The following is a 25,229-nucleotide window of genomic DNA, read 5'->3' as shown; positions in this document are numbered from 1 at the left end:
AGCTCTGAATCTAGGCTAAAAACTGAATCATAATTCCTGCAGCGATTGCCGATCCAATAACACCAGCGACGTTTGGACCCATTGCGTGCATCAATAAGAAGTTTTGAGGGTTAGATTCAAGACCCACTCTGTTTGAAACTCGAGCAGCCATTGGAACTGCAGAAACACCAGCAGAACCAATCAGTGGGTTGATTTTTGTTTTGCTAAATACATTCATCAACTTCGCCATCAATAATCCGCTCATAGTTCCGATAGCAAAGGCAACCATACCTAATAATAAAATTCCTAAAGTATCTAGTTTTAAGAACTCTGCTGCAATTAATTTAGAACCAACAGCCAGTCCAAGAAAAATGGTCACAATATTAATGAGAGCATTTTGCGTTGTATCACTTAAACGGTCAACCACACCACACTCTTTCATAAGATTTCCAAAAGCAAACATTCCAAGAAGAGGGGCGGCATCAGGAAGCAATAAACCAACAAGCAACAATAGCATGATTGGAAATACAATTTTCTCAGTCTTTGACACTTCACGCAGTTGTACCATTTGTATTTGACGCTCTTTTTCTGTCGTAAAAAACTTCATAATTGGCGGCTGAATGAGTGGCACTAGTGCCATATAAGAGTATGAGGCAACTGCAATAGCACCAAGCAATTCAGGAGCTAATTTTGAAGCAACATAAATAGAGGTTGGTCCATCCGCACCTCCAATAATACCAATCGCTGCTGCTTGCTTTAGACTAAAGTCAAATACACCTAGTGATGTCAACGCAATCGCACCTAACAATGTTGCAAAAATACCGAATTGTGCTGCAGCTCCCAGAAGTAAAGTCTTGGGATTGGCCAAAAGTGGTCCAAAGTCTGTCATCGCACCAACACCCATAAAAATGATTAAAGGAGCTATCCCACTAGCAATTGCAATAGTATAAAAAGTGTACAACATTCCATCCCTATATCCCAAATCACTTACAGTTTGAATTGCCAAAGCGTGCTGAGCACCAGAACTTTCTTTAAATGCATCATAAATCTCTGAAGCTGTATTCCAACTCGCCAAATTAAGGCTGTTAGCCAAAGCACTTAAAACTTCAGGATCAGCTGCATAAATTGCACTTCCCATAGCAGATAAAGCAAGCCCAGCACCAGGGATATTACTTAATATTGCACCAAATCCAATTGGCAGTAAAAGCAAGGGTTCAAATTTTTTTACGATTGCAAGGTACAACAACAGAAGACCAACTAATATCATCGCCCCAGAACCAAAGTCTAGCTGATAGAGCCCGGAGTTTTCCAACAGAGTGTATAAATTTTCCATAATTGATTAAGCTAAAGAAATTATTGCCTGTCCAGCAGAAACCTGATCACCCTCACTAACATTGACGGCTACAACTGTACCTGATCGAGCAGCTTTAACTTCAGTTTCCATTTTCATTGCCTCAAGAATAACAAGCGTGTCTCCTTCGTTAATTTGTTGGTTTGGTGAAACCAAAACCTTCCAGATATTACCAGCAAGTGGTGCTGGAATGTCTTCAGCATTAACTACTGTTGGTGCTGCTTGAGGCGCTGATGCTTGAGGCACTGCAGATGCCTGTCCAGCAACCTGGATTGAAGAAATATCTCCACCAGATTTCACTTCAACAACATACTCTTGGCCATTATGTTTGACTGTATAAACACCATCTTCTTTAGGCCCTTCACTTGGAGCCTGCGGAACTGGCTCGAAGAAATCAGGATTATTTCGATTTTCTAAGAACTGCATTCCCACTTGCGGAAATAGAATGTAAATTAACAAATCATCAATTTTTTCATTTTCTAGTTTGATACCCTTTTCTGCAATGATTGAATCGAATTCTGCTTCCAAGGTATCCATTTCTGGATCAATATTATCTGCTGGACGACAGGTAATTGCCTCACCACCATCTAGCACACGGGCCTGAAGTTCAGCATTGACAGGCGCTGGTGATGCGCCATATTCACCCTTAAGTATTCCTGCTGACTCTTTTGCAATTGATTTATAACGCTCACCCAGTAAAACATTCATAACAGCTTGAGTACCCACAATCTGAGATGTTGGTGTTACAAGAGGAATATAACCTAGATCTTCTCTTACGCGTGGGATCTCTTTTAATACCTCATCGAGTCTATCTAGAGCATTATTCTCCCGAAGCTGGCTTTCCATATTTGTTAACATGCCACCAGGCACTTGAGCCAACAATATACGAGGATCAATACCTTTCAATGAACCTTCAAATTTGGCATATTTTGGACGCACCTTTCTAAAGTAAGCATCAATCTCTTCTAACTGCTCCATATCGATGCCAGTTTTGCGAGGACCATGATCCAAAATCGAGACCACTGCATTAGTCGAAGAGTGCCCATATGTCATGCTCATCGAAGCAATTGATGTATCTACACGATCAATGCCCGCCTCAATTGATTTAATTAAGGTTGCTGTTGAGAGGCCTGTTGTTGCATGGGCATGAAGCTGTATAGGAATATCAATTGCCTTCTTCAGTTTTTTCACAAGGTCATAGGCAACATAAGGCTGAAGAAGTCCAGCCATATCTTTAATACAGAGTGAATGAGCGCCCATATCTTCAATTTGCTTAGCCATATCAATCCAAAGTTCTGTAGTGTGAACTGGACTAAGTGTGTAAGAAATAGTGCCCTGAGCATGCTTACCAACTTTTACCGTTTGGTCAACCGCTGTTTTTAGGTTTCGCATATCGTTCATTGCATCAAAAATGCGTAAAACGCCAACACCATTTTCTGCGCAACGATCAACAAAATTCCTTACCACGTCGTCACCGTAATGACGATAGCCTAATAAATTCTGTGCTCTAAGCAGCATCTGCTGCGGCGTATTAGGCATCGCTTTGCTAATTTCTCTAATTCTATCCCAAGGGTCTTCACCCAAAAAACGAATACATGCATCAAAAGTAGCACCGCCCCATGATTCCGTTGACCAATACCCCACTTTATCTATCTTTTCAGCAATGGGCAGCATATCATCAATTCTCATCCTAGTTGCGAAAAGTGACTGGTGTCCATCTCTTAAAACAAGTTCAGTAATTCCTACGGGTTGTGTGTTGACATCATTTGACATATATTAAGCTCCAGTATGCAATTTAATTGCTTTCTTAATGATTGATTTTGTATCCTCATCTATTAAATTATCCGTTTGGATTGGTGCAACAGAATTACTGGGTGCAAAAGGCTGGATTTTTAAGACAGCAGCTGACATAAACCTAGTCAAAACCACCATTAAAGCCAAAAATACAAATACAAACCCCATCCCAAAAAGGGTTAAGTTGATTGCTTCACTGAGTAAATTATTGTCCATAATAGATAGCCATAAAAAAATTGATTCTATGGTTTAAATTTTAATATCAAATAATTAGTTTTAATCCTAGTGATACCCCAAAATTCAATTATATGAATAATCTTTCAATTCATATTTGGTACCAGTGGACGGGCTCGAACCGTCACTCCCGTGAAGGAACCGGATTTTGAATCCGGCGTGTCTACCAATTCCACCACACTGGCATTAATTAGGTTTATTTGTGTCTGAAAGTAATTCTTCCTTTTGTCAAATCATAAGGAGTCATTTCAACAGTGACCTTATCGCCAGGCAATATACGTATATAGTGTTTACGAATCTTTCCAGAAATATGAGCAAGAACGCTGTGACCATTCTCCAATTCAACTTTAAATGTTGTGTTGGGTAACTTCTCTTTTACGACGCCCTCTAGTTCAATGTAATCACTTTTTGACATATATTCATTCGATATAAATTAAAAACCAAAATGCATTATACCTAAATACTTTTATTTTTTTCATTAGGTATAGGTACAAAACCCATATATGGCAAGAAAAAAACTAAATCGCGATTGAAAATTTAGTGGATGTGTCTTTTTGAATGAACCCAGCCCTGAAGCTTTTGAAAATCTGTCTTTTTTTCGGGTTGTACGATTTTTTCAAGTTCAACAAGCCTATCATTAAGTTCATTAAACGCATTTGTATAGTGTTTGCTCTTAATAGACTCTTGATAGAGCTTAGACTTAAGAGTTGCAATGACTGAAACTAAATCTTCATCATTACTAACTTCATTGATCAGTGAATCTGAATTTAGTTTAGTTTGAGTATTTTGGAAACGCTTCAGATGTTGCGTTGCTTCTGATCGAACATTTCCATCCGATAAAGAATCATCAGTAGCTAAATTGCTTGGATTAAATGGGATTACTCTTTCAGAAATGTTTAGGTCTTGGAGGGAGCCTCGAGTTGTAGGTTGTTGGACGGTGAAGCCACTAACACCTAGTAAGCGTGCAACCCATGAAATTCCAAATCTTATCACCTGAACTCCTGATATAGTTTTGTATATGTTACCCAAACAATTTATATTTGTGGATTTTTTTATGACTTTTTATTAACTAAAAGATTAACTAAATCCTCGTCTGAAGGATTTTCCGTAACCTCAATATTTTTGAAACCATGATCCTTTGCAAGAACTCTGAGCCTTTCACTAAAAACAATAATTTTTTTTGTTAGGAGAATTTGAATAAAATCTACAGAAATACTATGAACTAAACGCATAATATTTACAAGACTCTGTTCACTAGTGGCCATAAGAACGCCATTAGAATAATTCATAAATGTCTCAAATGACTGACTATGTTGAAATGTTAATTCGCATTGAACTCTCTCGTAGACTTCTAAATAATCAACTTGATTTTTAATGCCCAAAGTATTTTTCAAAGTTTCAGAGCCACCCTTGCCTCTTATAATTAGGATTTTATTGTTAGACAAAATTAGACACTCTTTCATCTTTAAAAGCTCCTGACTAGAAGCATTTTTCTTGGGGTAACAGTCAACTTTGATATTTTTTCTCTTGAGTTGATTCGCTGTAGCAGGTCCAACAGCAAAAACTTTAAGAGGGGAAAGAAGCAATTGATCAAAATATTCTTCAGCATAGTTAACCGCATTTACACTTATAAAAATAATGACATCATATTGGTGTGTATGAAAAATAGGTTTAAGCTTTTTTATCTCAAAAGTCGGAAACAAAGCGAAATCAATTTCGTTAGCTAACAAAAGTGATTCAAGGTTTTTAGTTTGCGCTATTGGTCTAGTAATCAGTAGCATGCTAGCATTATAAATATATTTAGTAAAAGACTTTTCTTTTCATTTCTTTTGAATAGTCCAACTTCAATCGAATAACTTCACAAGTGTTTGTTTATTTCAAACTGGGTTGACTTTATAATGGTCAATAAATTTTATTAATACAATAATATGTTAATTTCCATTTTATCTCTTTTAATTGGCTTTGGTTTGCTCATATGGAGCGCAGATACTTTCACAGAAAATGGAGCTAAAATCGCTAGAATTTTTAATATTTCTCCTTTAATTATTGGTCTACTAATTTTTGGGTTTGGTACTTCTGCACCTGAAATGTTAGTCTCGGGTCTGGCAGCATTCGATGGGCATCCTGAACTTAGCATTGGAAATGCTTTTGGTTCTAACATTTTCAATATAGGTCTAGTCCTTGGAGTAACTGCCATTATTTATCCGGTAACAGTTGAAAAGACAGTTTTGAAGAAAGAGTGGGGTTTTCTATTTCTTTCATCTTTAGTTGCAGGTTTTTTACTGATGGACGGCTTCTTGAGCTTTTTAGATGGATTGACCCTTTTAGCCTTACTTTTTCTATTTCTTTATTATGTTTTTAGTGAATCAAAAAAAGGAAACAATAGTGAAATAGAGGTTTCAGAAGAATCAATTGATAACCAAGGTAAGGGAAGGATATGGACTCTTCTATTAGTCTCACTTATCATTTTAGTGTCTAGTGCAAGGCTTGTTGTTTGGGGCGGAACTAATCTCGCCCTGGCTTTTGGAGTGAGTGATTTAATTATTGGGTTAACAGTGGTTGCTCTTGGAACCAGTCTCCCTGAGCTCGCTGTCGCAATTAGCAGTGCTTTAAAAAGACAACATCAAATGATCATCGGAAATATTATAGGATCTAATTTATTTAATACTTTGGGTGTCCTAGCAATACCGGGATTAATCCTACCTTTTCAGATTCCTGAAGAGGTAATGAATAGGGATTTTATTTATATGATTGTTCTTACTCTGTTAATCCTAGTCTTGTCATTTAAACTAAAAATAAACCGATTTGGGGGCATAATCCTTTTAGGAGTTCTAGCCTCATATCTGTACCAATTAGTTTGGATTTAAAATTAAAAAATCTTAATGAGACTAAAGAGCTAGCAGAAACAATTGCTGAGTGCTGCTCTAAAATAAAATCTCCCTGCGTAATCTATTTAGTTGGTGATTTAGGAGTTGGAAAAACTACTTTTGCTCAATTTTTTATAAGATATTTTGGCTTTGATAAGGTCAAAAGTCCAACTTATACTTTAGTGGAATCATACCAAAATGATCAAGCAGATATCCACCACTTTGATTGTTATCGACTAACTGATCCTGAAGAGTTAGAATATATTGGTATTCGAGATTATCTTAAATCAAATAGTCTTCAGTTAATTGAATGGCCAGAATTAGGAAAGGGATCAATAGCAAATGCTGATATTTCAATCAAACTTAGCGGCAATGGAGACTCTAGAGAAGCTCAAATTTTATTTGAATCTAAATTAGGCAGATCAATTCAAAAATGCGTAATTGGATAAGTCTTCTTTTAATTTTTTTCTCATCTATTGCTTCTGGGGAAGACAAAACAACACTCTATGATTTTAGATATTGGTCTGCGCCTGACCATACTCGAATAGTTATCGATAAAGAAGAGGATACTCTTTTCAATATTAAGAGTTCTAATGATTATGTCATTATTAGCTTTGATGATGCGGAAGTTCTATCTGAAACCTTTTCAAATATTTTTTTTAAAGACGATCGGATACAAAAAGTAAGAATTAAGCGCGAAAAAAGCACCATCAAATTAATCGTTCATATCAATCGTAAATTTAATGTAAAGCACTTTACTCTCATCCCAAACGCTAAATATAAACATCATAGACTGGTAGTAGATATTATTGACTCAGAACCAAAGCCTACAAAAAAAATCTTAGAGCCAGTCAAGCCGCCTTCGATAAAAAACCAACAAATTATTCTGGTCGATGCCGGTCATGGAGGCGAGGATTCTGGAGCGGTAGGAAGAAATAAGTCACTAGAAAAAAATGTAAATTTGGCAATAGCAAAAAAGCTTGTAGCCATCATTAATAAAAATAGGGATTTTAATGCGGTACTAAGTAGAGGAGGAGATTATTATATTCCCCTCACAAAAAGACTAACCATAGCCCAAAAACAAAAGGCATCGATGTTTATTTCTATTCATGCCGATTCAGTTGAGAGCGTTAGTGCAAAAGGAGCCTCTGTATATATATTAAGTGAAAAAGGGAATAATAGTAAACTTGCTAGGCAGCTCGAGGATTCGCAAAACGTGGTTGATCAGTTTGGTGGCGTTGAGAAAGTCATTGACAATGATCAATTTTTAAAGAGTATATTGACTGACTATTCTCGAAAAGATAAAGAAAAACAATCATTTCAATTGGCTCAAGAAATAATTTCTCAACTAAGTAAAGTTGGTCCTATTCACAAAAAAATACCTCAAAAAGCTAACTTTGTTGTCCTCAAGTCGCCTTCTATTCCTTCTGTATTAGTTGAGACTGCTTTTATATCAAACCCTACTCAAGAAAAACGCTTGACTAACAAGAGTCAACAACAAAAAATTGCTCAGTCAATTTATGAAGGAATAGTAAGTTTTTATCAAAAACTTGATTAGTCTTTTTGCTTTAATGACTCACTAAGAACAATTGCATCACTTACCAGCTGATGAACGCTTACGACCATGTAAGGATCAAAATCATAATTTGGTAGAACTTTTGAAAACTGTGATTTACAAATAGCACAAATAGCAGCTAAGGTGTTCACTCCACTTTCTTGCTCACTTTTTCTGAGTGCGTGCATCCTCGGTTTAGCGCCTTTTATTCTGAGGTCAATAAGGTCATCAGTGAGAAGTCCCGCACCACCACCACAACAAAAAGTAGAGGACTTTATTGTATTTTTGGGCATATCTATAAAGTTATTGCAGGCAGCTTTTATTACCTCTCTAGGTAAGATAAATTGACCATTTTCTATGTCACCCATATTACTGCCTCGAGCAACATTACAAGAATCATGGAATGTGACTACTCGATGGTCATTGTTTGATTTTTCAAATGTTAATTTATTATTTTTAATTAAATCATATGTAAATTCAATCATATGTTGAGGCTGAGGATATTGACTATCAAGTTGATTTTGAAGTCTCATGGCATACTCATCATCTGCACCACTACCTATACCAGAGAGAGTATTCCAAAAACTATATGCTACTCGCCAAGCGTGTCCACACTCTCCAATAACGACTCGCTTTACATTTAAATCCAGTGCAGCCTTTCGAATTCTTAGAGCACCTTCTCTCATGACATCATAATTCCCAATAAACATTCCAAAGTTAGCGGCCTCTGAAGCATAGGAACTTAGCGTCCAACTGACTCCACTCTCATGAAAAACTTTTGCATATCCAATGAGTCCATCAATATGAGGCTCAGCAAAAAAATCAGCTGAAGGCGAGACCATCAATATTTCAGAATTTTTAATATCTATAGGCAACTTAACATCAACACCAGTATCTTCTTTAATCTCTTCTTCAAGATCCATGAGGGTATCTTTAAGCGCAGGCTCAGGCATCCCAAGATTGTTTCCAATTTTCTTAACTTTACCTAAAATTTGATTAGTATATTTTTGACCCACTCCAATGACATTCATCACCTCTCTTGCTGCCATTGAAATCTCTGCAGTATCTATTCCTGACGGACAGAATACAGCGCATCTTCTGCATTGTGAGCATTGATGAAAATAGTTATACCAATCATCCAACATATCTTCATCAAAGTCCTTAGCTCCAACCAGTCTTGGAAAATACTTTCCGGCAAACGTAAAGTGTCTTCTGTAGACACTTCTAAATAAGTCCTGTCGCGCAACTGGCATGTTCTTTGGGTCAGCTGTTCCTAAAAAGTAGTGGCACTTATCTGTGCATGCACCGCATTTCATACAGCTATCCAAGAAAACTTGAACCGATTTATATTTCGACTTAGTCTCAGCCATTTTATTGATGGCGACTTGTTGCCAATTCTCAACCTTTTCTCCAGGGAATCCAAGGTTATTTTGAATCTCAACTGAAGCCTTAAATGGGCCATCACCAGCCATAGAATCTTTTCTTATTGATGGCGTTTCAACATATGTTGGAAGTTTAATTTGATTATCAGTTGACAAGATTATTCATCCTTTAAATTTTTGGATTCAAGATTTATTTCCAAATTATCTTCTTTTTTAGAGGCCCAATCAGAGAGATGTCTTTTCTTTCGTGCATTATCCACCTGATTAAAGGTAGGTGCAAAAAATACACCTGGTGCGTGCAGTAACTTAGATATTGGGAAAATAGCAATAATACAAAAAACAGGAAGAATATGGAATACAAAGATAATTTCTCCAGGCAATTCTGACCACTTAAAGGTAATCAAACCTGAAGCAAAATTTTTAACCATAAGTATATTGGGATGATAATTCGCAAAAGTCATTATCATTCCGGTTAAAGCAATAAATATAAATACGAGCAACATCAGGTAATCGGAAGGTGCAGATATGTAACGAACCCTATCAACAAAAACTCTTCTAGCTAACAACCCTAAAAGACCAAAAATGAGTGGATAAGCGGCATATTTTAATGGTTCAGTTTTATAAAGAATTAAAGGCACTTCACCTGGCCAAAAATAAACTAAATGTCGAAAAAATAATAAGGCCAAAGCTAAATGAAAACACCATCCAAAAAGCCAGGTCCATTTGTTGGCTTTGAACAGGCTTGCAAACAAAAAAATCTCGCGAAAGTATCTTAACAACACTCCTTTTTTATCCAGTGCAGATGGTGCAATTGGAATCTTAAGTGGAGCAGGTGTTCTCCTATATTGAATCAGTTTATATGATAATCCAGATATAAATATCAGGGCAGAGATATAAAAAAAGAAAATTAAAAAAATACTTATCAGTGACATATGGCTCTATCTCTTAGATAAAAAATGGAAGTCAATGCTTTGTGGCAAAACCAACAATGTTTATTCAAACACAGCCTGTTGGTTTTGGCAAACCAGCGAATCGACATCCTTGCTTTGCAGGGCCATATGGAAAAAGTGAATAAAGATATCGAGAATTTCCCTTGTCATTTCCAAGCTTTTTTGCAATAGCTTTTGTAAGAACCCTTACTGCGGGAGCAAATTCATATTCCTCATAATACTCCTGAAGAAAATTTATGACCTCCCAATGCTCAGGTGATAGTTCTATACCGTCTTCCTCAGACATAGCCTGTGCAATATCAGCTGTCCAATCAGACACCTTAAGCAAGTAGCCCTCTTCATCAACTTCAGCACCTAATATTTCTGCCATAACTGTTATTACCTTTAAGAATTTGCTAGAAAATCATCCACACTCGAGGCTACTCCTCGGCCTTCATTTATTGCCCAGACGACCAATGATTGGCCTCTCCTGCAGTCACCTGCCGAAAAAATCCCATCTTTTGATGTTTTATAATCCCCATGTTCGGATAGGTAGTTGCCTCTCTGATCAAGCTCGATTTCTGAATCGTCACTTAAATAATGTTCTGGAGATAAAAAGCCCATCGACAACAAAACGAGTTCAGCATCCCAAGTTTTTTCAGTTCCTTCAATCTCAGTTAACTTGCCCTTAATCAAATCGACGTTTACTGTTTTTATACCTTTAACATTGCCATCAGTATCTTTGATGAATGCCTTAGTAAGAAGCTGGTAATGTCTTGGATCCTCACCAAAAACTTGACTCGACTCTTCGTGGCCATAGTCTACTCTAAAGATTACCGGCCACTCTGGCCATGGGTTATTGTCTGAACGATCCTCAGGAGGGCGACTCATTAATTCAAAATTAATGATTGATTTAGCGCCCTGTCTCAAAGAAGTTCCAATACAGTCAGTCCCAGTATCACCACCGCCTATAACAATCACATTTTTACCTTTTGCAGATAAATCACTTTGATCTGGCTGACCACTATCAAGAAGGCTTTTGGTATTTGATGTTAGGAAATCCATTGCAGGATAAATACCTTTTGCATCTCTGTTTTCTGCTGGCAAGTCACGCGCTTGAGTGGCGCCGGTTGCAAAAATAACAGCATCGCAAGTCTCCTTAAGCTCTTTGGTAGTTAAATCTTTTCCAATATCTACATTGGTAATAAATTCTATTCCTTCACTCTCCAACAATTGTACTCGGCGCTCAACAACATCTTTACCAAGTTTCATGTTGGGTATACCATACATCAATAGACCACCAATTCTATCACTTCTCTCATAAACTTTCACAGAGTGTCCCATTTTATTCAGCTCATCTGCAGCTGCAAGACCTGCAGGGCCTGATCCAACTATTGCAATATTTTTTCCTGAGCGAGACTCAATCACTTTGGGCTTAATCCATCCTTCTTCAAAGCCCTTATCGACAATTGCTAATTCAATATTTTTAATTGTAACGGCAGGGTTGTTAAGACCGAGGACACATGAACCTTCGCATGGAGCAGGACATACTCTTCCGGTGAACTCAGGAAAATTATTAGTTTTCTCAAGGCGCTCAAGTGCCTCTTGCCATTCGTTTTTATAAACTAGATCATTCCATTCAGGAATTAGATTATCAATTGGACATCCATTTGATGATTGACAAAAAGGAACACCGCAATCCATGCATCTTGAACCTTGTTCTTGAAGCAGATCTAAATTATGGCTACCTGAGAAAATTTCATCATAATCATTTATGCGAACATCAACCTCGCGATATGACTCAACTTGCCTGTCTAGCTCTAAAAATCCAGTTGCTTTACCCATGCCTTCCTTTTAATTTTTGTGCGCAACATTATCTCATAATATCATGAAAAACATTTAAAAAATATCATCAAAAACATCTATTTTTATGGGTGATTTAAGACAATAGATTCTTGTGAAAATGCTAAAAGATATGTATAATTAGCGCTTTTTTTCAAACCCAATATAGGTGCAATCGTGAATTTAATTGATCAAATTGAAAGTGAGCAACTCAGAACAGACATTCCTGAATTTTCTGCGGGTGACACGGTTGTTGTTCAGGTGAAAGTTCGCGAAGGAAATCGCCAAAGACTTCAAGCCTTTGAGGGTGTTGTGATTGCCAAGAAAAACAGAGGGCTAAACTCTGCTTTTACAGTTCGTAAAATCTCTCATGGTGAAGGTGTTGAGAGAGTCTTCCAAACTCACTCTTCAATGATTGATAGCGTTACTGTTAAAAGAAGTGGTAAAGTTAGAAAAGCTAAGCTATATTATTTACGAGGTCTTACAGGTAAGGCTGCTAGAATTAAAGAAAAACTTAATAAAAAGTAATTCTCTATCAAATTTTTATGCCAGCACTAGCTGGCATTTTTTTTCCTCTTTAAAAAATTCTTAAGTAGAATAAATGGTGATGAATAATCAACTCATTGACCAATTTATTGATTTTTACTGGCTAACCACTGGAGCGAGTCAAAATACTCTAAGCGCCTATCGCTCTGATCTTAAAATTTTTAGTAATTGGCTAAAGGATATCCCATTTGAAAATGTCAATAGACTCTTGGTTAATGAATATTTCTCATATCGAAAAGACTCTAAGCTAAGCGCCTCATCTCAATCACGAATTCTCACGTGCCTCCACTCTTTCTTTCAGTATTTAATAGAGCATCAAGTCATCACTAATGATCCAACAGATCAAATGAATTATCCAAAATTAGACAAAAAATTACCTATTTTTTTAAATATTCAAGAGGTAGAAAAGCTAATGAATGCACCTAATATAAATTCTACTATTGGCCAAAGGGATCGCGCTATGATTGAACTTCTCTATTCTTGTGGCCTCAGGGTTTCAGAACTTATAAATTTAAGCTTTCATAATATCAATCTGAAAGATGAGTTTATTCGTGTTCATGGAAAGGGAAATAAAGAGAGAATGTTGCCACTTGGTGAAATTTCAATTGATTATTTAGCTGCATATGAAAAAAATGTCAGACCCCTGCTTTTAAAAAATGGCCAATGTGATAGTTACTTTCTATCAAATCGTGGAAGCGCGATGTCAAGGCAAAATTTCTTTTATATTATAAAGGGTTATGCCGCTCAAGCTGGAATTGACAAAACCATCTCACCACACTCACTGAGGCATGCCTTTGCTACTCATCTTGTTCAAAAAGGAGCTGACTTGCGCTCAGTTCAACTGATGCTTGGTCATAGTGATATCTCAAGCACTCAGCTCTACACCCATATTCAGAACGCGCATCTCAAAACTCAACATCAGAAACATCACCCTAGAGGGTAGAAAAAGTTCTCAAGTTGAATCTAAGTTATCAACTTTATAGAGTAATGGCTTTGTAAGCGCCCTTAAAGACTTTTTTGGTTTTCCATTGTGATCAAAATTATCATCAGATAAAAATTCCTTGAAACAACATTCAAGTCCTTTCCATTCTTTATCAATCATTGCAAACCAAGCAGTATCACGATTTCTTCCCTTGACAATGGCCATCTGTCTAAAGACTCCTTCGTAAGAAAACCCAAGTCTTTGAGCTGCACTTCGCGATCTTAAATTTAGAGCATTGCATTTCCATTCATATCTCCTATATCCATTATCAAAGGCCCACTTCATCATAAGAAACATAGCTTCGGTTCCCTCTGTTGTTCTTTGTAAAAGTGGTGAATAATTGATGTGCCCAACCTCTATTGACCCATCCTTAGGATTAATTCTCAAATAGCTTGCTATACCTATCGCTTTTTTTAGTTTTTTACTAATAATTGCAAAAAAAACTGGGTCTTCTTTACCCTCAAATGACTTTATCCATTGAGAATATGTTTCAAGAATTTCAAACGGCCCATAAGGAAGATATGCCCAGTTTGTACCGTCTTTATCAATTGAGTTTGAAAGAAAAAGCTCTTCAGCGAATTGGCTTGCAATTAGAGGTTTCAGGGTCACCATTCTCCCATCAATTGAGATACCTTTAGGATGCGGAGGAACTTGAAAATCGCCAACTAAATTGCCCTGTTTCATTTGCTAAAAATCCAAAGAATTAATGATTTAATTGATTCTAAATCAGAATAGGTACATGTATTTGAATGATTTAGAACCAATTAATTACTAGCTGCTGCTCCAGAATTGATGAGTTTGATGATGAGTTAATTTATTTGCATCTGATAAGTGACAAAATCAATTGGCTTAGAAATCTGGTTATAAACTTTTCGAGCTCTAGAGTTGTCAGTAGCTGTGATCCAACGAACATAAGGCCAATCATTTTTTTTTGCTTGTATTTTAAGCTCACCAAATAGTAGTTGAACAGCTCCAGTTCCTCTAAAATCAGGATGCACGAAGAGATCGTCTAGGAAACCAACAAGTTGTCCTCTTAGTGGTGAAGGCATTTCTCTGTAATGCATAAATCCAATTAACTCATTTTCGCTAGATTTTACTCCTATAGAATAAAACTTTACTTCATGGCTATGTATCCATGACCAAACAGTATCAAGAATATCTTGGTTCATTTTCATTTCATAGAACTCTGCATAGCCATGATAAAGCTGTGCCCATTTGTCTTTGTCGTTTAGATTTAACGCTGCAACCTTCATATAAATGGTTATTTTAATTGATTAAATACCTCTTCAAGTCTCTTGACTGCTGAATCTACATCCTTGAGCTTGTCTAGACCAAAAAGCCCAAGACGAAATGTTTGATAGTCCTCTCCTTCATCGCATTGAAGCGGAACACCAGCAGCAATTTGCATACCTAAATCTTTAAACTTAGATCCATTATGCAAACCCTTGTCTGAGGTGAAACTGACAACGACTCCTGGAGCTAAAAAGCCATCTGCAGCAACGCTGATAAAACCATGTTTTTTTAGTAGAGACCTAACCCTATCTCCAAGCTCTTGTTGTTTATCTCTAGCATTATCAAAACCAAACTCAGCCGTTTCATTTATGGTGTCTCTGAAGTGTTTGATTGCGTCTGTCGGCATAGTAGCATGATAGGCATGCCCACCATTTTCATAAGCCTGCATCATTTGAAGCCATTTTAGAAGATCACATGAGAAGCTTGTGCTTTGAGTTTCGTGTATCCTCTCAGACGCATTTGAAGATAACATGACCATGCCAAATGCTGGAGATGCGCTCCAGCCTTTTTGCGGCGCACTAACCAAAATATCGACACCACATTTCTGCATATCAACCCATATAGCGCCAGATGCAATACAATCCAATACAAACATGCCTCCAACAGAATGGACTGCCTCAGAGACAGCTTTTATATATTCATCAGGAAGAATGATGCCTGCTGATGTTTCAACATGAGGTGCAAAAACTATGGCTGGCTTTTCAGATTTAATTTTATGAACAACTTCATCAATATCTACTGGAGAAAATGGCTCTTGACTACCAGGATTTTTACGAGTTGCTTTCAAAACAGTTAATTTTGATGGAATTTTTCCAACCTCTAAAATTTGAGACCAACGATAACTGAACCAACCATTTCTTATGACTAAGCAATCTTTGTCATTGGCAAATTGCCTAGCAACAGCCTCCATGCCATAGGTTCCACCGCCAGGTACAAGCACTACCGATTCTGCGTTATAAACTGTTTTGAGCGATGATGAGACGTCATTCATTGCTTGCTGAAATGAGCTAGACATGTGATTGAGTGATCTATCTGTATAGACTACTGAATACTCTAGAAGTCCATCTGGATCAATATTGGGAAGTAAACCTGGCATTCTTAAATTCCATTCAGAAAAAAAATTACAATTCTACACAGAATTAAAAAATGAAGACAAAGAAAAAAATTAAAAAATTGTTAGCTGTAATTGAATTGTGCTACAGGTATTGGACGTCAAGAATTTCGTATCTTATGTCGCCTTTGGGTGCATTTACAGTGACCTCGTCGCCTTCTTCATTTCCCATTAAGGCTCTAGCTATAGGAGAATGGCAAGAAATTTTGCCTTTTTCAATGTCAGCCTCATCCTCACCAACAATTTGATAGATGATTTCGCTATCGTCAGACAAATTTAATAAATTGACAGTCGTTCCGAACACACAGCGACCATCTTGATTCAATTGCTTTACATCAATAATTTGCAAACGAGATAATTTGAACTCTATTTCTTGAATTCTTCCTTCAACAAAGGCTTGCTCTTCCTTTGCAGCGTGATATTCAGCATTTTCTTTTAGGTCTCCATGCTCTCTAGCTGTGGCAATGTCATTCACTATTCTTGGGCGCTCCTCATCCTTGAGTCTGAGTAACTCATCTTCAAGAAATTTAGCGCCACTAACCGTTATTGGTATTGTTTCCATAGATCAATTATGAATAGATTGTAAGGACCTAACAACTAACTTATCTTGGGTTTTCAATCCATCAAGCATTGCGAAGGCAGCAGCAACTGTTGTAGTGCAAGGTATCTTATGGATCAATGCTTGACATCGAATCACTGTAGCGTCTTCTAGGCCTTGAGTATCATCTGTGGAATTAATAATAAGGCTGATTTCTTCATTTTTAATAGCATCAACAATGTGCGGAGACCCTTCTGAAACTTTATTTACCATTGTACATTCAAGACCAGCTTGTGAGAGTATTTCTTGGTTTGTACGTGTAGCAACAATCTCGAAACCCTGACTGATAAGCCTTTCACCGAGTTCAACTAATCTTCCACGATCTAGTGTTCTAAGACTCACAAGAACTTTTCCGCTTGTAGGAACTACATCACCGGCTGCAAGAAAGGCCTTGTCGAAAGCTGAAGGAAAGTCTTTTCCAACACCCATCACCTCGCCAGTTGATCTCATCTCTGGACCCAAAAATGGATCTACTCCTAAAAATTTATTAAATGGAAAGACTGACTCCTTCACAGAATAGTGCACAGGTATAATTTCACTCGTAAAGTTTTGCTCTTCCAAAGAAATTCCAGCCATCACTCTCGCAGCAATATTCGCCAAGGGAGCTCCAGTAGCTTTTGATACAAAAGGAACTGTTCTCGAAGCTCGAGGATTGACCTCGATCACATAAATTTCTTCATCCTGATATGCAAGCTGAGTATTCATTAGCCCAATAACTTTCAATTCTTTCGCCATTAGCTTGACTTGTCTTCTCATTTCATCAAGAACACTTGAGGGTAGAGAATGTGGTGGAAGCGAGCAAGCTGAATCTCCTGAATGAATGCCTGCTTGCTCAATATGCTCCATTATGCCGCCAATAACAATGTCTTTTCCATCACTAATGACATCGATATCCACCTCAATTGCATGATCTAAGAATGAGTCAAGAAGGACAGGGGAATCATTGGATACCTTGACAGCAGTTGTCATATAACGCTCTAGGCTATCATTATCATAAACAATTTCCATTGCCCGACCGCCCAAGACGTAAGATGGCCTAACAACTAAAGGAAAACCTATCGAGTTAGCTATTTCTACTGCTTCATCTTGAGATCTTGCAGTATCATTCACTGGCTGCTTAAGATTTAACTTTTGAATCATCTTCTGAAAACGTTCTCTATCTTCAGCTAAATCAATAGAATCAGGACTAGTCCCAATAATATTTGCACCACTCTTTTCAAGGGCTGCTGCAAGCTTCAGTGGAGTTTGCCCACCATAATGTACAATGATGCCTTCAGGTTTTTCAATTTCGATAACCTGGAGCACATCCTCAAGTGTCAGTGGCTCAAAATAAAGCCTATCTGAGACATCATAGTCGGTAGAGACCGTTTCTGGGTTACAGTTAACCATGATAGTTTCATAGCCAACTTTTTGAAGCGCCAAAGAAGCATGCACACAGCAGTAGTCAAACTCAATGCCTTGTCCTATTCTATTTGGACCACCGCCTAAAATCATTATTTTTTTGTTATCTGATGGGTTTGCCTCACACTCTGACTGATAAGTTGAGTAAAGATAAGCAGTTTCAGTGTCAAATTCAGCCGCGCAGCTATCCACCCTTTTGAAAACAGGTTGAATATCAAGTGCTAGTCTCTTTTTACGAAAGACCTCTTCAGTACAATTCAAGATTTCAGATAACCTCTTATCAGAAAAACCTTTTTGCTTCAGTTCTCTAATGGTTTCAGGTTGGATATCCTCAATCTCTTTACCTTCGATTGACTTTTCTGACAAAACAATGTCTTCGACTTGAGCCAAAAACCATGGGTCAATCTTTGATAGTTCGAATGCATTTTGAAGAGTCATACCCATTCTAAAGGCATCTGCCAAATAGAATATTCTTTCCGCACCAGCAGAGAGAAGTTCGCTTCTTATTTTTGCTTTAGAGTCATCAGCAGTAATATCTATTATTGGGTCGAGGCCGGACTTGTCAGTCTCGAGTCCTCTAAGTGCCTTTTGAAGAGACTCCTGGAAGGTTGACCCCATAGCCATGACTTCGCCAACTGACTTCATTTGGGTTGTTAACCTGTCATCTGCCTGGGGGAATTTTTCAAAAGCGAATCTTGGAATCTTAGTAACGACGTAATCAATTGAAGGTTCAAATGACGCAGGAGTCTTTCCCCCAGTAATATCATTATCAAGTTCGTCTAGTGTATATCCCACGGCAAGCTTAGCTGCTACTTTTGCAATAGGAAAACCAGTCGCTTTTGATGCTAAAGCAGAAGATCTGGAGACTCTTGGATTCATTTCAATAATTGTCAATCTACCGTTATCGGGATTGACAGCAAACTGTACGTTTGAACCTCCAGTGTCAACTCCAATTTCTCTGAGCACCATGAGTGAAGCGTTGCGCATAATCTGGTACTCTTTATCGGTCAGCGTTTGAGCTGGTGCAACTGTAATCGAGTCTCCAGTATGAATACCCATTGGGTCAAAGTTTTCTATTGAGCAGATGATAATGCAGTTATCTTTGTTATCTCTAACTACCTCCATCTCGAACTCTTTCCATCCAAGAATAGACTCTTCTATGAGCAACTCATTGGTTGGAGATAGATCTAAGCCACGTTGACATATCTCAACAAATTGCTCCTTATTGAAAGCAACGCCTCCTCCAGAGCCACCCATTGTAAATGAGGGCCGAATGATTGTCGGGAAGCCGACTTCCTCTTGAACTTTTAAGGCATCTTCAAGAGAATGTGCGATGGCTGCCTTAGGCATGTCAAGACCAATTTTGAGCATCGCCTGGCGAAACAATTCTCTATCCTCAGCCTTATCAATTGCCTGTTTATTTGCACCAATCATCTCAACGCCGTGTTTTTCAAGAATACCATGACGATCAAGATCTAATGCACAATTCAGAGCTGTTTGCCCACCCATAGTTGGAAGAAGTGCATCAGGTTTCTCTTTTTCAATGATTTTCTCAACAGTTTTCCATTCAATTGGCTCAATGTAGGTTGCATCAGCCATTTTGGGGTCAGTCATAATGGTGGCAGGATTTGAATTAACCAGAATAACTCTGTAACCCTCTTCACGAAGAGCCTTGCATGCCTGTGCGCCAGAATAATCAAACTCACAAGCCTGTCCTATGACAATTGGCCCTGCTCCGATGATTAGAATACTTTTAATGTCCTGTCTTTTAGGCATATCTAAATAAAATAAAATGAAAAGTTAAGATTCATTGTTTCATAAGCTCTATAAATTCATCAAACAAGTAACTAACATCATGTGGGCCAGGTGATGCTTCTGGGTGACCTTGAAAACTGTATGCAGGTTTATTCTTAACTCTTATCCCCTGAATACTTTGATCGAATAATGAGCGATGGCTAATCTCAATCGATTCGGGCAAGTCTTTTTCAGAGACTGCAAAGCCATGATTTTGCGAAGTAATCATCACTCTTTCAGACTTTAAATCTTGAACAGGATGATTTGCGCCGTGATGGCCAAACTTCATTTTTTCTGTTCTGGCGCCAGATGCCAGGGATAAAAGCTGGTGCCCAAGACATATTCCAAAGATGGGAATATTCTTCTCTAGTAATTCTTTAATATTTTGAATTGCATAGTCGCATGGCTCAGGGTCTCCAGGACCATTAGAGAGAAAAACACCATCCGGATTCATAGCTAGCAGGTTATGAAGTGAGGCTTGTGCGTTAAAAACCGTCAGTTCACATCCCCTATCTACCAGCATTCTTAGTATATTTTTCTTCACACCATAGTCGTAAACAGCTACTTTAAATTTAGAAGGCTCTTTATTAAAAGTGGAATTAGCAATATCAAATGTTCCTTGATTAAAGGAGTAGGTTTTGGAGGTAGAAACAACTTTTGCCAGATCCATATTTTTAAGGCCAGCGAAATCTTTTGCATACTGAATTGCTAAATCTGAGTTTATTGAATTTGCTGCCATAATGCAGCCTTTGAGTGCTCCATTGATTCTCAGATGTCTTGTCAGGGCGCGCGTGTCGATATTAGATATCGCAACAATATTATTGCTCGAAAGGTAATTATCGAGACTCATCTCTGAGCGCCAATTACTTTGCACTAAAGGCAGATCCCTGATGATGAGTCCTGATGCATAGACATTAGAAGACTCCTCATCAACTATGTTGATTCCTGTGTTACCAATGTGAGGATAGGTTAGAGCTACTATCTGTTGACAATAGGATGGGTCAGTCAGAATTTCTTGGTAACCTGTCATTGCAGTATTAAAGACTACTTCACCAACTGTGTGACCAATAGAACCAATTGATTTCCCCCAAAAAACTTTGCCATCTTCTAGTGCTAATATGGCAATTTGAGGCAAAGTATTACTCCTTTTTGGGGTTCAAAACACGGGAAATTTTACCATGTGTTTATCATTAAATTATCTTGAATTTCACAAACCAATGTTATAATTTAATTTAATAAACAAACTCTATACATTTGTGAAAATAATTGTCAATGGTGAAGAAATATCAATTCCAGAAGATTCAAATATCCAAGATCTTATTGCTGAATTAGGTTATAAAAATATAAGAATCGCCATCGAAGTTAATGAGGCAATTATTCCAAAGTCGAAACATCAGTCTTACCTCTTAAAGAGCTCAGATAGGGTTGAGGTCATTAATGCTGTTGGCGGGGGTTAAGGACCATTCTATTTCTTAGGTGATTCTTGAAGCACTAATTCTGAACCACTCACTCTTATTCTCAGTTTTAATATTATTGAAATTTTTGGAATAGCAATCTATAACTTTCTCGACTTGCTCCTCAAGAATTCCTGATAGAACAATAGTCCCATTGGGTTTGACTATTTCTGAAAATAAAGGCTCAAACTCAATGATAGGGTTAGCAAGTATATTGGCCATTAATAAATCGCAAGGCTTGTATTTAAAATTTTCAGCTGTATGAAGAGTTTTAACGATATCTTCACAATGATTTTTTTTAACATTTTCATAACTTGAAGTTACAGCCTGAGGATCATTGTCTATAGCTGTAACCCTTATGGCGCCTAATTTTGCAGCGGCAATAGCTAAAATTCCTGTACCACAACCAAAATCAATGGCAGTTAAACCAATTGGAGGATTTTCATCCAAAAATTCTAAACATAGACTTGTCGTTTGATGAGTCCCAGTTCCAAAGGCTAATCCAGGGTCCATGTTAATAACTATTGCATCTTCTGAACTCATTTTTTTTGAATCCCATGATGGGCAGACCCAAAGATTTTTTCCAAACTGCATAGAGGGAAAATCCTTTTGACACTCCTCCTCCCAAATTTTATCCTCTACTTTTAAAGAGTCAATTATTTTAATATTACAGCTCTCACTTAATGTGTCAGCAACTAGATTAATATCCACTTCTGATTGGAATAGGGCTTTAACTTGAATTGACTCCCAAAGAGGAGTCTCCCCGACAGGAGGTTCAAAGATTGCATTGTCTTGGCTATCAGAATAAGAGATTGAAATACTCCCAAGACCCATTAAAATCTCCGAGACTAGATCAGCTTGCTGCTTATTGACTTCAAAAGAGATTTGATTCCAGTGCATTGATTTAGTTATACTGGAATCACTATAAGTATTATCTTTATCCAATCAGATCTTTGACAGAATTTAATGCATCTTTTAATTTCTCTGGATCAGTACCTCCACCCTGAGCCATGTCGGCACGTCCTCCGCCTTTACCGCCGATTTGAGATGCTACATGATTCAAGATAGTACCAGCTTGATATTTATCAGTTAGGTTTTTAGTAACCGCAGAGATAAGTGAAACTTTTTTTCCTGACACCACTGCAAGAACAACGACTGCGGTTCCTAACTTGTCTTTTAATTTATCTGCAAGATCCCTTAAGTCTTTAGCAGAAACTCCCGAGACTTCAGTTGCAAGAAGCTTAATGTCATTAATATTCTCAGCTTTGGAAATTAAATCAACACTCTGATCACTCGCTAATTGTTTTTGAAAATTTGCAATCTGCTTCTCAAGACTTTTTTGATCAGAGATTAACTGCTTTATCTTTTCAAGAAGATTAACTGAATTAGATTTTGTGAGGCTAGCAATCATGTCCAAATTATCCTCATTAATCTTATCAAGCTTGTAGGCTTCTAGACCAGTAACTGCTTCTATCCTTCGTATTCCAGAGGCTATGCCGCTCTCTGAAATAATTTTAAATCTTCCAATATCGCCCAATCTTTCAACATGCGTGCCACCGCAAAGCTCAACAGAAAAATTATCATCTCCCATTGAAAGAACTCTAACATTTTCTCCATATTTTTCGCCAAAAAGAGCCACAGCGCCTTTTTTCTTGGCTGACTCAATGTCAGTCTCCTCAGTAATCACTTCAGAATTTCCTAATATTTGTTTGTTTACTAGAGCTTCCACTTGATCAAGATTTGATTTGGACACAGCTTCGTCATGAGAGAAATCAAATCTCAATTTATCAGGCTCAACTAGAGAGCCTTTCTGATTGACCTTGTCACCAAGGATAAGTCTCAATGACTCATGAAGAAGATGGGTGGCAGAATGATTTCCCATAATCTTCTTTCGTCTTTCAATATCTACGATAGCATTGACTTTATCTCCAACTTTAAGAGAGCCTGAATCTAAAATGCCAAAATGCTCAAAAGCACTTGATGCTTGCTTTTGAGTATCCGAAACTTTGAATTGTGAGCTCTTATTGGATAAATTACCCTGGTCACCCACCTGCCCTCCAGATTCTCCATAAAAGCTGCTTTGATCTAGAATAACAATTGCCTCTTGTCCTTCACTAAGTTCATTAACAGGCTCATTATTTTTAATAATGGCAGTAATAGTAGCATTATTATCAAAGTAGTCATAACCAAGAAACTCTGTTGGATTTTCTATAACTACTGATGATTTTTTGGATTCGAAGTCACCAGCCTTTCTTGCACGCTCTTTTTGAATATTCATTTCAGAATCAAAGCCTGACATATCAATCGTTAAACCACGCTCTCTAGCAACATCAGCCGTTAGATCAACAGGAAATCCATAAGTATCGTAAAGCTTAAAGGCCACTTCACCAGAAATTTCACTTCCTGAAATATCTTCAATCGCACTCTCAAGAATGCTCATTCCGGTATCAAGAGTTTGAATGAAACGCTCCTCTTCTTTTTTGAGGGTTTGCTCAACTTGCCCCTGATTAGAAATAAGTTCAGGATAGGCTAACTTGTTCTGGCTTGAAAGTACTGATACCAACTTGTAGAAGAATATTTCACTGATACCCAACTTGTGCCCATGGCGTATAGCCCTTCGAATAATTCTTCTTAGAACATAACCTCTTCCCTCATTTGAAGGGCTAATCCCATCAACAATCATAAATGCAGTTGACCTGATATGGTCAGCAATAACTCTAACTGATGCGTGAGTGGATTCGATACCTTGCTCGTTTGGAACTAGTGCTGCAACTGCATTCGTTAATTCTTTAAAGCTATCGATATCATAATTATTATTTTCGTGCTGAATCACTGCAGCTAACCTCTCAAGGCCCATTCCAGTATCAACTCCAGTTGATTTTAAAGGAACCAAGGTGCCGTCTTGCTGACGGTCAAATTGCATAAAGACTAAATTCCAAATCTCAATAAATCTGTCGCCATCTTCCTCTGGTGTTCCAGGTGGCCCACCTTCTATATGATCTCCATGATCATAAAAGACTTCACTACAAGGGCCGCAAGGCCCTGTATCACCCATTTGCCAAAAATTATCTTTTGCACCGCAGCGAGAGATTCTTTCCAAAGGAAAGCCAATCTCTTTGACCCAAATATTAGCAGCCTCATCATCATCCTCAAAAACACTGACCCAGAGTTTATCTTTTGGAAGGCCAAGCTCTACAGTTAAAAAATCCCAGCAGAAACGTATAGCTTCACTTTTAAAGTAGTCACCAAAACTGAAGTTGCCAAGCATTTCAAAAAAAGTATGGTGGCGGGCTGTATATCCAACATTATCTAGGTCGTTGTGTTTTCCACCTGCTCTAACGCATCTTTGACAGGAAACTGCCCTATTAAAGGGTGTCTTTGCAGCACCTGTAAAAAAATCTTTAAAAGGAACCATTCCTGCATTAACAAAAAGCAAAGTATTGTCATTATGAGGAACTAAAGGGGCGCTCTGCTGAATTGAATGTCCATGACTCTCAAAGTAAGTTAGAAATTTCTGACGTATTTCAGCAGTTTTCATTTCAAAGTTGAATAATTTATAAATGAGATGATTATACTCACAGCCCTAGTTAGTAAGCAAAAAACTCTTGAAAGCGATCACATAAATTTATTTGAACGTCATTTTCAAGCTCTCCTAATTTTTTGATAAAGCATAATTTTTCTATCGTTCTAATTTGATCAATCATGATGAATCCTTTTGCCCCTTCAAAAATGCATTCGACTCGACTGGGTATTGACTCAAATGATGTAGTCATAGGGGCAACTATTAGACTAGGCAGTTTATTCAACTCATCTGGAGTGACTATGGTGCACAGACCAAGATTATCAACTACACGCCCAAATTCTGGATTTTTCATAATGAGCCAGACTTCAAAGCGCCTCATGGGGTCTTACTCCACTCCCATTCAACGCTCAGATTATCAGTATCATTTTCCCAACCCACTCGAACTTTTTTTTCTGGAGTAATCAGTAGACCACTATCCATCACAACATATTCAAGCTCTTTGCCCTCAAGATTAGCCAGTGCAATAAGTGGCTTAGGTATTCTGATACCCTGTGAATTGCCTATTTGAATGATTTTAGCCATAATGTAATTATA

The 25,229-nt window shown here is 37.6% G+C and carries 26 protein-coding genes and 1 tRNA gene; 6 read left to right on the top strand and 21 right to left on the bottom strand.

Translation table 11 applies throughout. The features are described from left to right. Positions 1–10: 10 nt before the first annotated feature. From ACMAZA_RS02210 to ACMAZA_RS02180, 7 genes are all read right to left on the bottom strand, one after another. On the bottom strand, positions 11–1,312 hold the full coding sequence (locus ACMAZA_RS02210) for a sodium ion-translocating decarboxylase subunit beta (RefSeq protein ID WP_435189635.1): 1,302 nt from the start codon (positions 1,310–1,312) through the stop codon (positions 11–13). A 6-nt stretch (positions 1,313–1,318) separates the two neighbouring features. Then, on the bottom strand, positions 1,319–3,103 hold the full coding sequence (gene oadA, locus ACMAZA_RS02205; protein WP_435189633.1) for a sodium-extruding oxaloacetate decarboxylase subunit alpha: 1,785 nt from the start codon (positions 3,101–3,103) through the stop codon (positions 1,319–1,321). 3 nt (positions 3,104–3,106) lie between these two features. After that, a complete protein-coding gene (locus ACMAZA_RS02200) occupies positions 3,107–3,340 on the bottom strand; it encodes an OadG family protein (protein WP_435189631.1) in 234 nt (77 codons plus the stop codon). A 116-nt stretch (positions 3,341–3,456) separates the two neighbouring features. Further along, positions 3,457–3,543 (bottom strand) — tRNA-Leu (locus ACMAZA_RS02195). Positions 3,544–3,554: 11 nt separating this feature from the next. Next, positions 3,555–3,773, bottom strand: a complete 219-nt coding sequence (gene infA / locus ACMAZA_RS02190; RefSeq protein ID WP_018402165.1) for a translation initiation factor IF-1 — start codon at positions 3,771–3,773, stop codon at positions 3,555–3,557. A 122-nt stretch (positions 3,774–3,895) separates the two neighbouring features. Next, the gene (locus tag ACMAZA_RS02185; RefSeq protein WP_435189629.1) at positions 3,896–4,351 is read right to left on the bottom strand and encodes a hypothetical protein; all 456 of its coding nucleotides are present in this window, start codon (positions 4,349–4,351) and stop codon (positions 3,896–3,898) included. 59 nt (positions 4,352–4,410) lie between these two features. Beyond that, on the bottom strand, positions 4,411–5,139 hold the full coding sequence (locus ACMAZA_RS02180; protein ID WP_435189627.1) for a uroporphyrinogen-III synthase: 729 nt from the start codon (positions 5,137–5,139) through the stop codon (positions 4,411–4,413). A gap of 147 nt (positions 5,140–5,286) precedes the next feature. Between ACMAZA_RS02180 and ACMAZA_RS02175 the strand changes: the two genes are divergently transcribed. Genes ACMAZA_RS02175 through ACMAZA_RS02165 form a run of 3 tightly spaced genes read left to right on the top strand, consistent with a single transcriptional unit; the run spans position 5,287 to position 7,783 of the window. Then, positions 5,287–6,225, top strand: coding sequence for a calcium/sodium antiporter (locus ACMAZA_RS02175; protein ID WP_435189625.1), 939 nt, complete (start codon positions 5,287–5,289; stop codon positions 6,223–6,225). Then, positions 6,216–6,674, top strand: coding sequence for a tRNA (adenosine(37)-N6)-threonylcarbamoyltransferase complex ATPase subunit type 1 TsaE (gene tsaE / locus ACMAZA_RS02170; protein ID WP_435189623.1), 459 nt, complete (start codon positions 6,216–6,218; stop codon positions 6,672–6,674). Before ACMAZA_RS02175 ends, tsaE begins: the two co-directional genes overlap by 10 nt. Then, positions 6,659–7,783, top strand: a complete 1,125-nt coding sequence (locus ACMAZA_RS02165) for an N-acetylmuramoyl-L-alanine amidase (RefSeq protein ID WP_435189622.1) — start codon at positions 6,659–6,661, stop codon at positions 7,781–7,783. Before tsaE ends, ACMAZA_RS02165 begins: the two co-directional genes overlap by 16 nt. Here the strand turns inward: ACMAZA_RS02165 and dsrK are convergent. The 4 genes from dsrK to ACMAZA_RS02145 form a co-directional block, all read right to left on the bottom strand. Next, complete coding sequence (gene dsrK / locus ACMAZA_RS02160) at positions 7,780–9,318, bottom strand: sulfate reduction electron transfer complex DsrMKJOP subunit DsrK (RefSeq protein WP_435189621.1); 1,539 nt, start codon at positions 9,316–9,318, stop codon at positions 7,780–7,782. The two genes, ACMAZA_RS02165 and dsrK, sit on opposite strands and share 4 nt — an antisense overlap. Positions 9,319–9,320: 2 nt before the next feature. Further along, positions 9,321–10,094, bottom strand: coding sequence for a respiratory nitrate reductase subunit gamma (locus tag ACMAZA_RS02155; protein ID WP_435189619.1), 774 nt, complete (start codon positions 10,092–10,094; stop codon positions 9,321–9,323). 64 nt (positions 10,095–10,158) lie between these two features. Continuing rightward, complete coding sequence (locus ACMAZA_RS02150; protein WP_435189618.1) at positions 10,159–10,482, bottom strand: TusE/DsrC/DsvC family sulfur relay protein; 324 nt, start codon at positions 10,480–10,482, stop codon at positions 10,159–10,161. A gap of 14 nt (positions 10,483–10,496) precedes the next feature. Further along, positions 10,497–11,936, bottom strand: a complete 1,440-nt coding sequence (locus ACMAZA_RS02145; RefSeq protein ID WP_435189616.1) for a glutamate synthase subunit beta — start codon at positions 11,934–11,936, stop codon at positions 10,497–10,499. Between the two features lie 174 nt (positions 11,937–12,110). Here ACMAZA_RS02145 and rplS point away from each other — a divergent pair, with 174 nt between their 5' ends. Further along, a complete protein-coding gene (gene rplS / locus ACMAZA_RS02140; protein WP_435189614.1) occupies positions 12,111–12,461 on the top strand; it encodes a 50S ribosomal protein L19 in 351 nt (116 codons plus the stop codon). A gap of 79 nt (positions 12,462–12,540) precedes the next feature. After that, positions 12,541–13,422: a site-specific tyrosine recombinase XerD gene (gene xerD / locus ACMAZA_RS02135; protein WP_435189612.1), complete on the top strand. Its 882-nt coding sequence runs from the start codon at positions 12,541–12,543 to the stop codon at positions 13,420–13,422. Positions 13,423–13,431: 9 nt separating this feature from the next. Here the strand turns inward: xerD and ACMAZA_RS02130 are convergent, their stop codons facing one another. The 6 genes from ACMAZA_RS02130 to carA form a co-directional block, all read right to left on the bottom strand. Continuing rightward, positions 13,432–14,145 carry a GNAT family N-acetyltransferase gene (locus tag ACMAZA_RS02130; protein WP_435189611.1) on the bottom strand — a complete coding sequence of 238 codons (714 nt, stop codon included), beginning with the start codon at positions 14,143–14,145 and terminating at the stop codon, positions 13,432–13,434. 125 nt (positions 14,146–14,270) lie between these two features. Beyond that, positions 14,271–14,714 (bottom strand): GNAT family N-acetyltransferase, encoded by a 444-nt coding sequence (locus ACMAZA_RS02125; RefSeq protein WP_435189609.1) that lies wholly within the window; start codon positions 14,712–14,714, stop codon positions 14,271–14,273. A gap of 8 nt (positions 14,715–14,722) precedes the next feature. Then, a complete protein-coding gene (locus tag ACMAZA_RS02120; RefSeq protein WP_435189607.1) occupies positions 14,723–15,850 on the bottom strand; it encodes an aminotransferase class V-fold PLP-dependent enzyme in 1,128 nt (375 codons plus the stop codon). Positions 15,851–15,950: 100 nt separating this feature from the next. Then, positions 15,951–16,427, bottom strand: a complete 477-nt coding sequence (greA, locus tag ACMAZA_RS02115; RefSeq protein ID WP_435189606.1) for a transcription elongation factor GreA — start codon at positions 16,425–16,427, stop codon at positions 15,951–15,953. Positions 16,428–16,430: 3 nt separating this feature from the next. Beyond that, positions 16,431–19,640, bottom strand: coding sequence for a carbamoyl-phosphate synthase large subunit (carB, locus tag ACMAZA_RS02110; RefSeq protein ID WP_435189604.1), 3,210 nt, complete (start codon positions 19,638–19,640; stop codon positions 16,431–16,433). Positions 19,641–19,671: 31 nt separating this feature from the next. Continuing rightward, positions 19,672–20,793, bottom strand: coding sequence for a glutamine-hydrolyzing carbamoyl-phosphate synthase small subunit (gene carA / locus ACMAZA_RS02105; protein ID WP_435189603.1), 1,122 nt, complete (start codon positions 20,791–20,793; stop codon positions 19,672–19,674). Between the two features lie 121 nt (positions 20,794–20,914). Here carA and thiS point away from each other — a divergent pair, with 121 nt between their 5' ends. After that, entirely contained in the window at positions 20,915–21,115 is a 201-nt protein-coding gene (gene thiS, locus ACMAZA_RS02100) for a sulfur carrier protein ThiS (RefSeq protein ID WP_435189601.1), read from the top strand. A 15-nt stretch (positions 21,116–21,130) separates the two neighbouring features. Here thiS and prmA read toward each other — a convergent pair whose 3' ends face one another. From prmA to ACMAZA_RS02080, 4 genes are read right to left on the bottom strand one after another with little or no spacing between them, the layout of a single operon-like run. Further along, entirely contained in the window at positions 21,131–22,012 is an 882-nt protein-coding gene (prmA, locus tag ACMAZA_RS02095; RefSeq protein ID WP_435189600.1) for a 50S ribosomal protein L11 methyltransferase, read from the bottom strand. 37 nt (positions 22,013–22,049) lie between these two features. Then, positions 22,050–24,650: an alanine--tRNA ligase gene (gene alaS / locus ACMAZA_RS02090; protein WP_435189598.1), complete on the bottom strand. Its 2,601-nt coding sequence runs from the start codon at positions 24,648–24,650 to the stop codon at positions 22,050–22,052. A 49-nt stretch (positions 24,651–24,699) separates the two neighbouring features. Continuing rightward, positions 24,700–25,014, bottom strand: a complete 315-nt coding sequence (locus ACMAZA_RS02085; protein ID WP_435189597.1) for a type II toxin-antitoxin system PemK/MazF family toxin — start codon at positions 25,012–25,014, stop codon at positions 24,700–24,702. Then, the gene (locus ACMAZA_RS02080) at positions 25,011–25,217 is read right to left on the bottom strand and encodes an AbrB/MazE/SpoVT family DNA-binding domain-containing protein (protein WP_435189595.1); all 207 of its coding nucleotides are present in this window, start codon (positions 25,215–25,217) and stop codon (positions 25,011–25,013) included. The genes ACMAZA_RS02085 and ACMAZA_RS02080 overlap by 4 nt, the downstream gene beginning before the upstream one ends. Between the last annotated feature and the right edge of the window lie 12 nt (positions 25,218–25,229).

It is taken from the genome of Pseudothioglobus sp. nBUS_23, from assembly GCF_051201565.1.
Classification (GTDB): domain Bacteria; phylum Pseudomonadota; class Gammaproteobacteria; order PS1; family Pseudothioglobaceae; genus Pseudothioglobus.
Note: the sequence above shows the minus strand (reverse complement) of the source record. Positions and strands in the feature narration are given on the sequence as shown.

Coding starts and splice junctions, on each gene's coding strand:
- greA (WP_435189606.1), bottom strand. CDS start 16,427: ATGGAAACAATACCAATAACGGTTAGTGGCGCTAAATTTCTTGAAGAT.
- alaS (WP_435189598.1), bottom strand. CDS start 24,650: ATGAAAACTGCTGAAATACGTCAGAAATTTCTAACTTACTTTGAGAGT.
- ACMAZA_RS02155 (WP_435189619.1), bottom strand. CDS start 10,094: ATGTCACTGATAAGTATTTTTTTAATTTTCTTTTTTTATATCTCTGCC.
- ACMAZA_RS02200 (WP_435189631.1), bottom strand. CDS start 3,340: ATGGACAATAATTTACTCAGTGAAGCAATCAACTTAACCCTTTTTGGG.
- ACMAZA_RS02150 (WP_435189618.1), bottom strand. CDS start 10,482: ATGGCAGAAATATTAGGTGCTGAAGTTGATGAAGAGGGCTACTTGCTT.
- carB (WP_435189604.1), bottom strand. CDS start 19,640: ATGCCTAAAAGACAGGACATTAAAAGTATTCTAATCATCGGAGCAGGG.
- ACMAZA_RS02125 (WP_435189609.1), bottom strand. CDS start 14,714: ATGAAGGTTGCAGCGTTAAATCTAAACGACAAAGACAAATGGGCACAG.
- ACMAZA_RS02165 (WP_435189622.1), top strand. CDS start 6,659: ATGCGTAATTGGATAAGTCTTCTTTTAATTTTTTTCTCATCTATTGCT.
- ACMAZA_RS02145 (WP_435189616.1), bottom strand. CDS start 11,936: ATGGGTAAAGCAACTGGATTTTTAGAGCTAGACAGGCAAGTTGAGTCA.
- ACMAZA_RS02080 (WP_435189595.1), bottom strand. CDS start 25,217: ATGGCTAAAATCATTCAAATAGGCAATTCACAGGGTATCAGAATACCT.
- infA (WP_018402165.1), bottom strand. CDS start 3,773: ATGTCAAAAAGTGATTACATTGAACTAGAGGGCGTCGTAAAAGAGAAG.
- prmA (WP_435189600.1), bottom strand. CDS start 22,012: ATGCACTGGAATCAAATCTCTTTTGAAGTCAATAAGCAGCAAGCTGAT.
- xerD (WP_435189612.1), top strand. CDS start 12,541: ATGAATAATCAACTCATTGACCAATTTATTGATTTTTACTGGCTAACC.
- ACMAZA_RS02180 (WP_435189627.1), bottom strand. CDS start 5,139: ATGCTACTGATTACTAGACCAATAGCGCAAACTAAAAACCTTGAATCA.
- ACMAZA_RS02130 (WP_435189611.1), bottom strand. CDS start 14,145: ATGAAACAGGGCAATTTAGTTGGCGATTTTCAAGTTCCTCCGCATCCT.
- ACMAZA_RS02085 (WP_435189597.1), bottom strand. CDS start 25,014: ATGAGGCGCTTTGAAGTCTGGCTCATTATGAAAAATCCAGAATTTGGG.
- ACMAZA_RS02120 (WP_435189607.1), bottom strand. CDS start 15,850: ATGCCAGGTTTACTTCCCAATATTGATCCAGATGGACTTCTAGAGTAT.
- ACMAZA_RS02175 (WP_435189625.1), top strand. CDS start 5,287: ATGTTAATTTCCATTTTATCTCTTTTAATTGGCTTTGGTTTGCTCATA.
- ACMAZA_RS02210 (WP_435189635.1), bottom strand. CDS start 1,312: ATGGAAAATTTATACACTCTGTTGGAAAACTCCGGGCTCTATCAGCTA.
- oadA (WP_435189633.1), bottom strand. CDS start 3,103: ATGTCAAATGATGTCAACACACAACCCGTAGGAATTACTGAACTTGTT.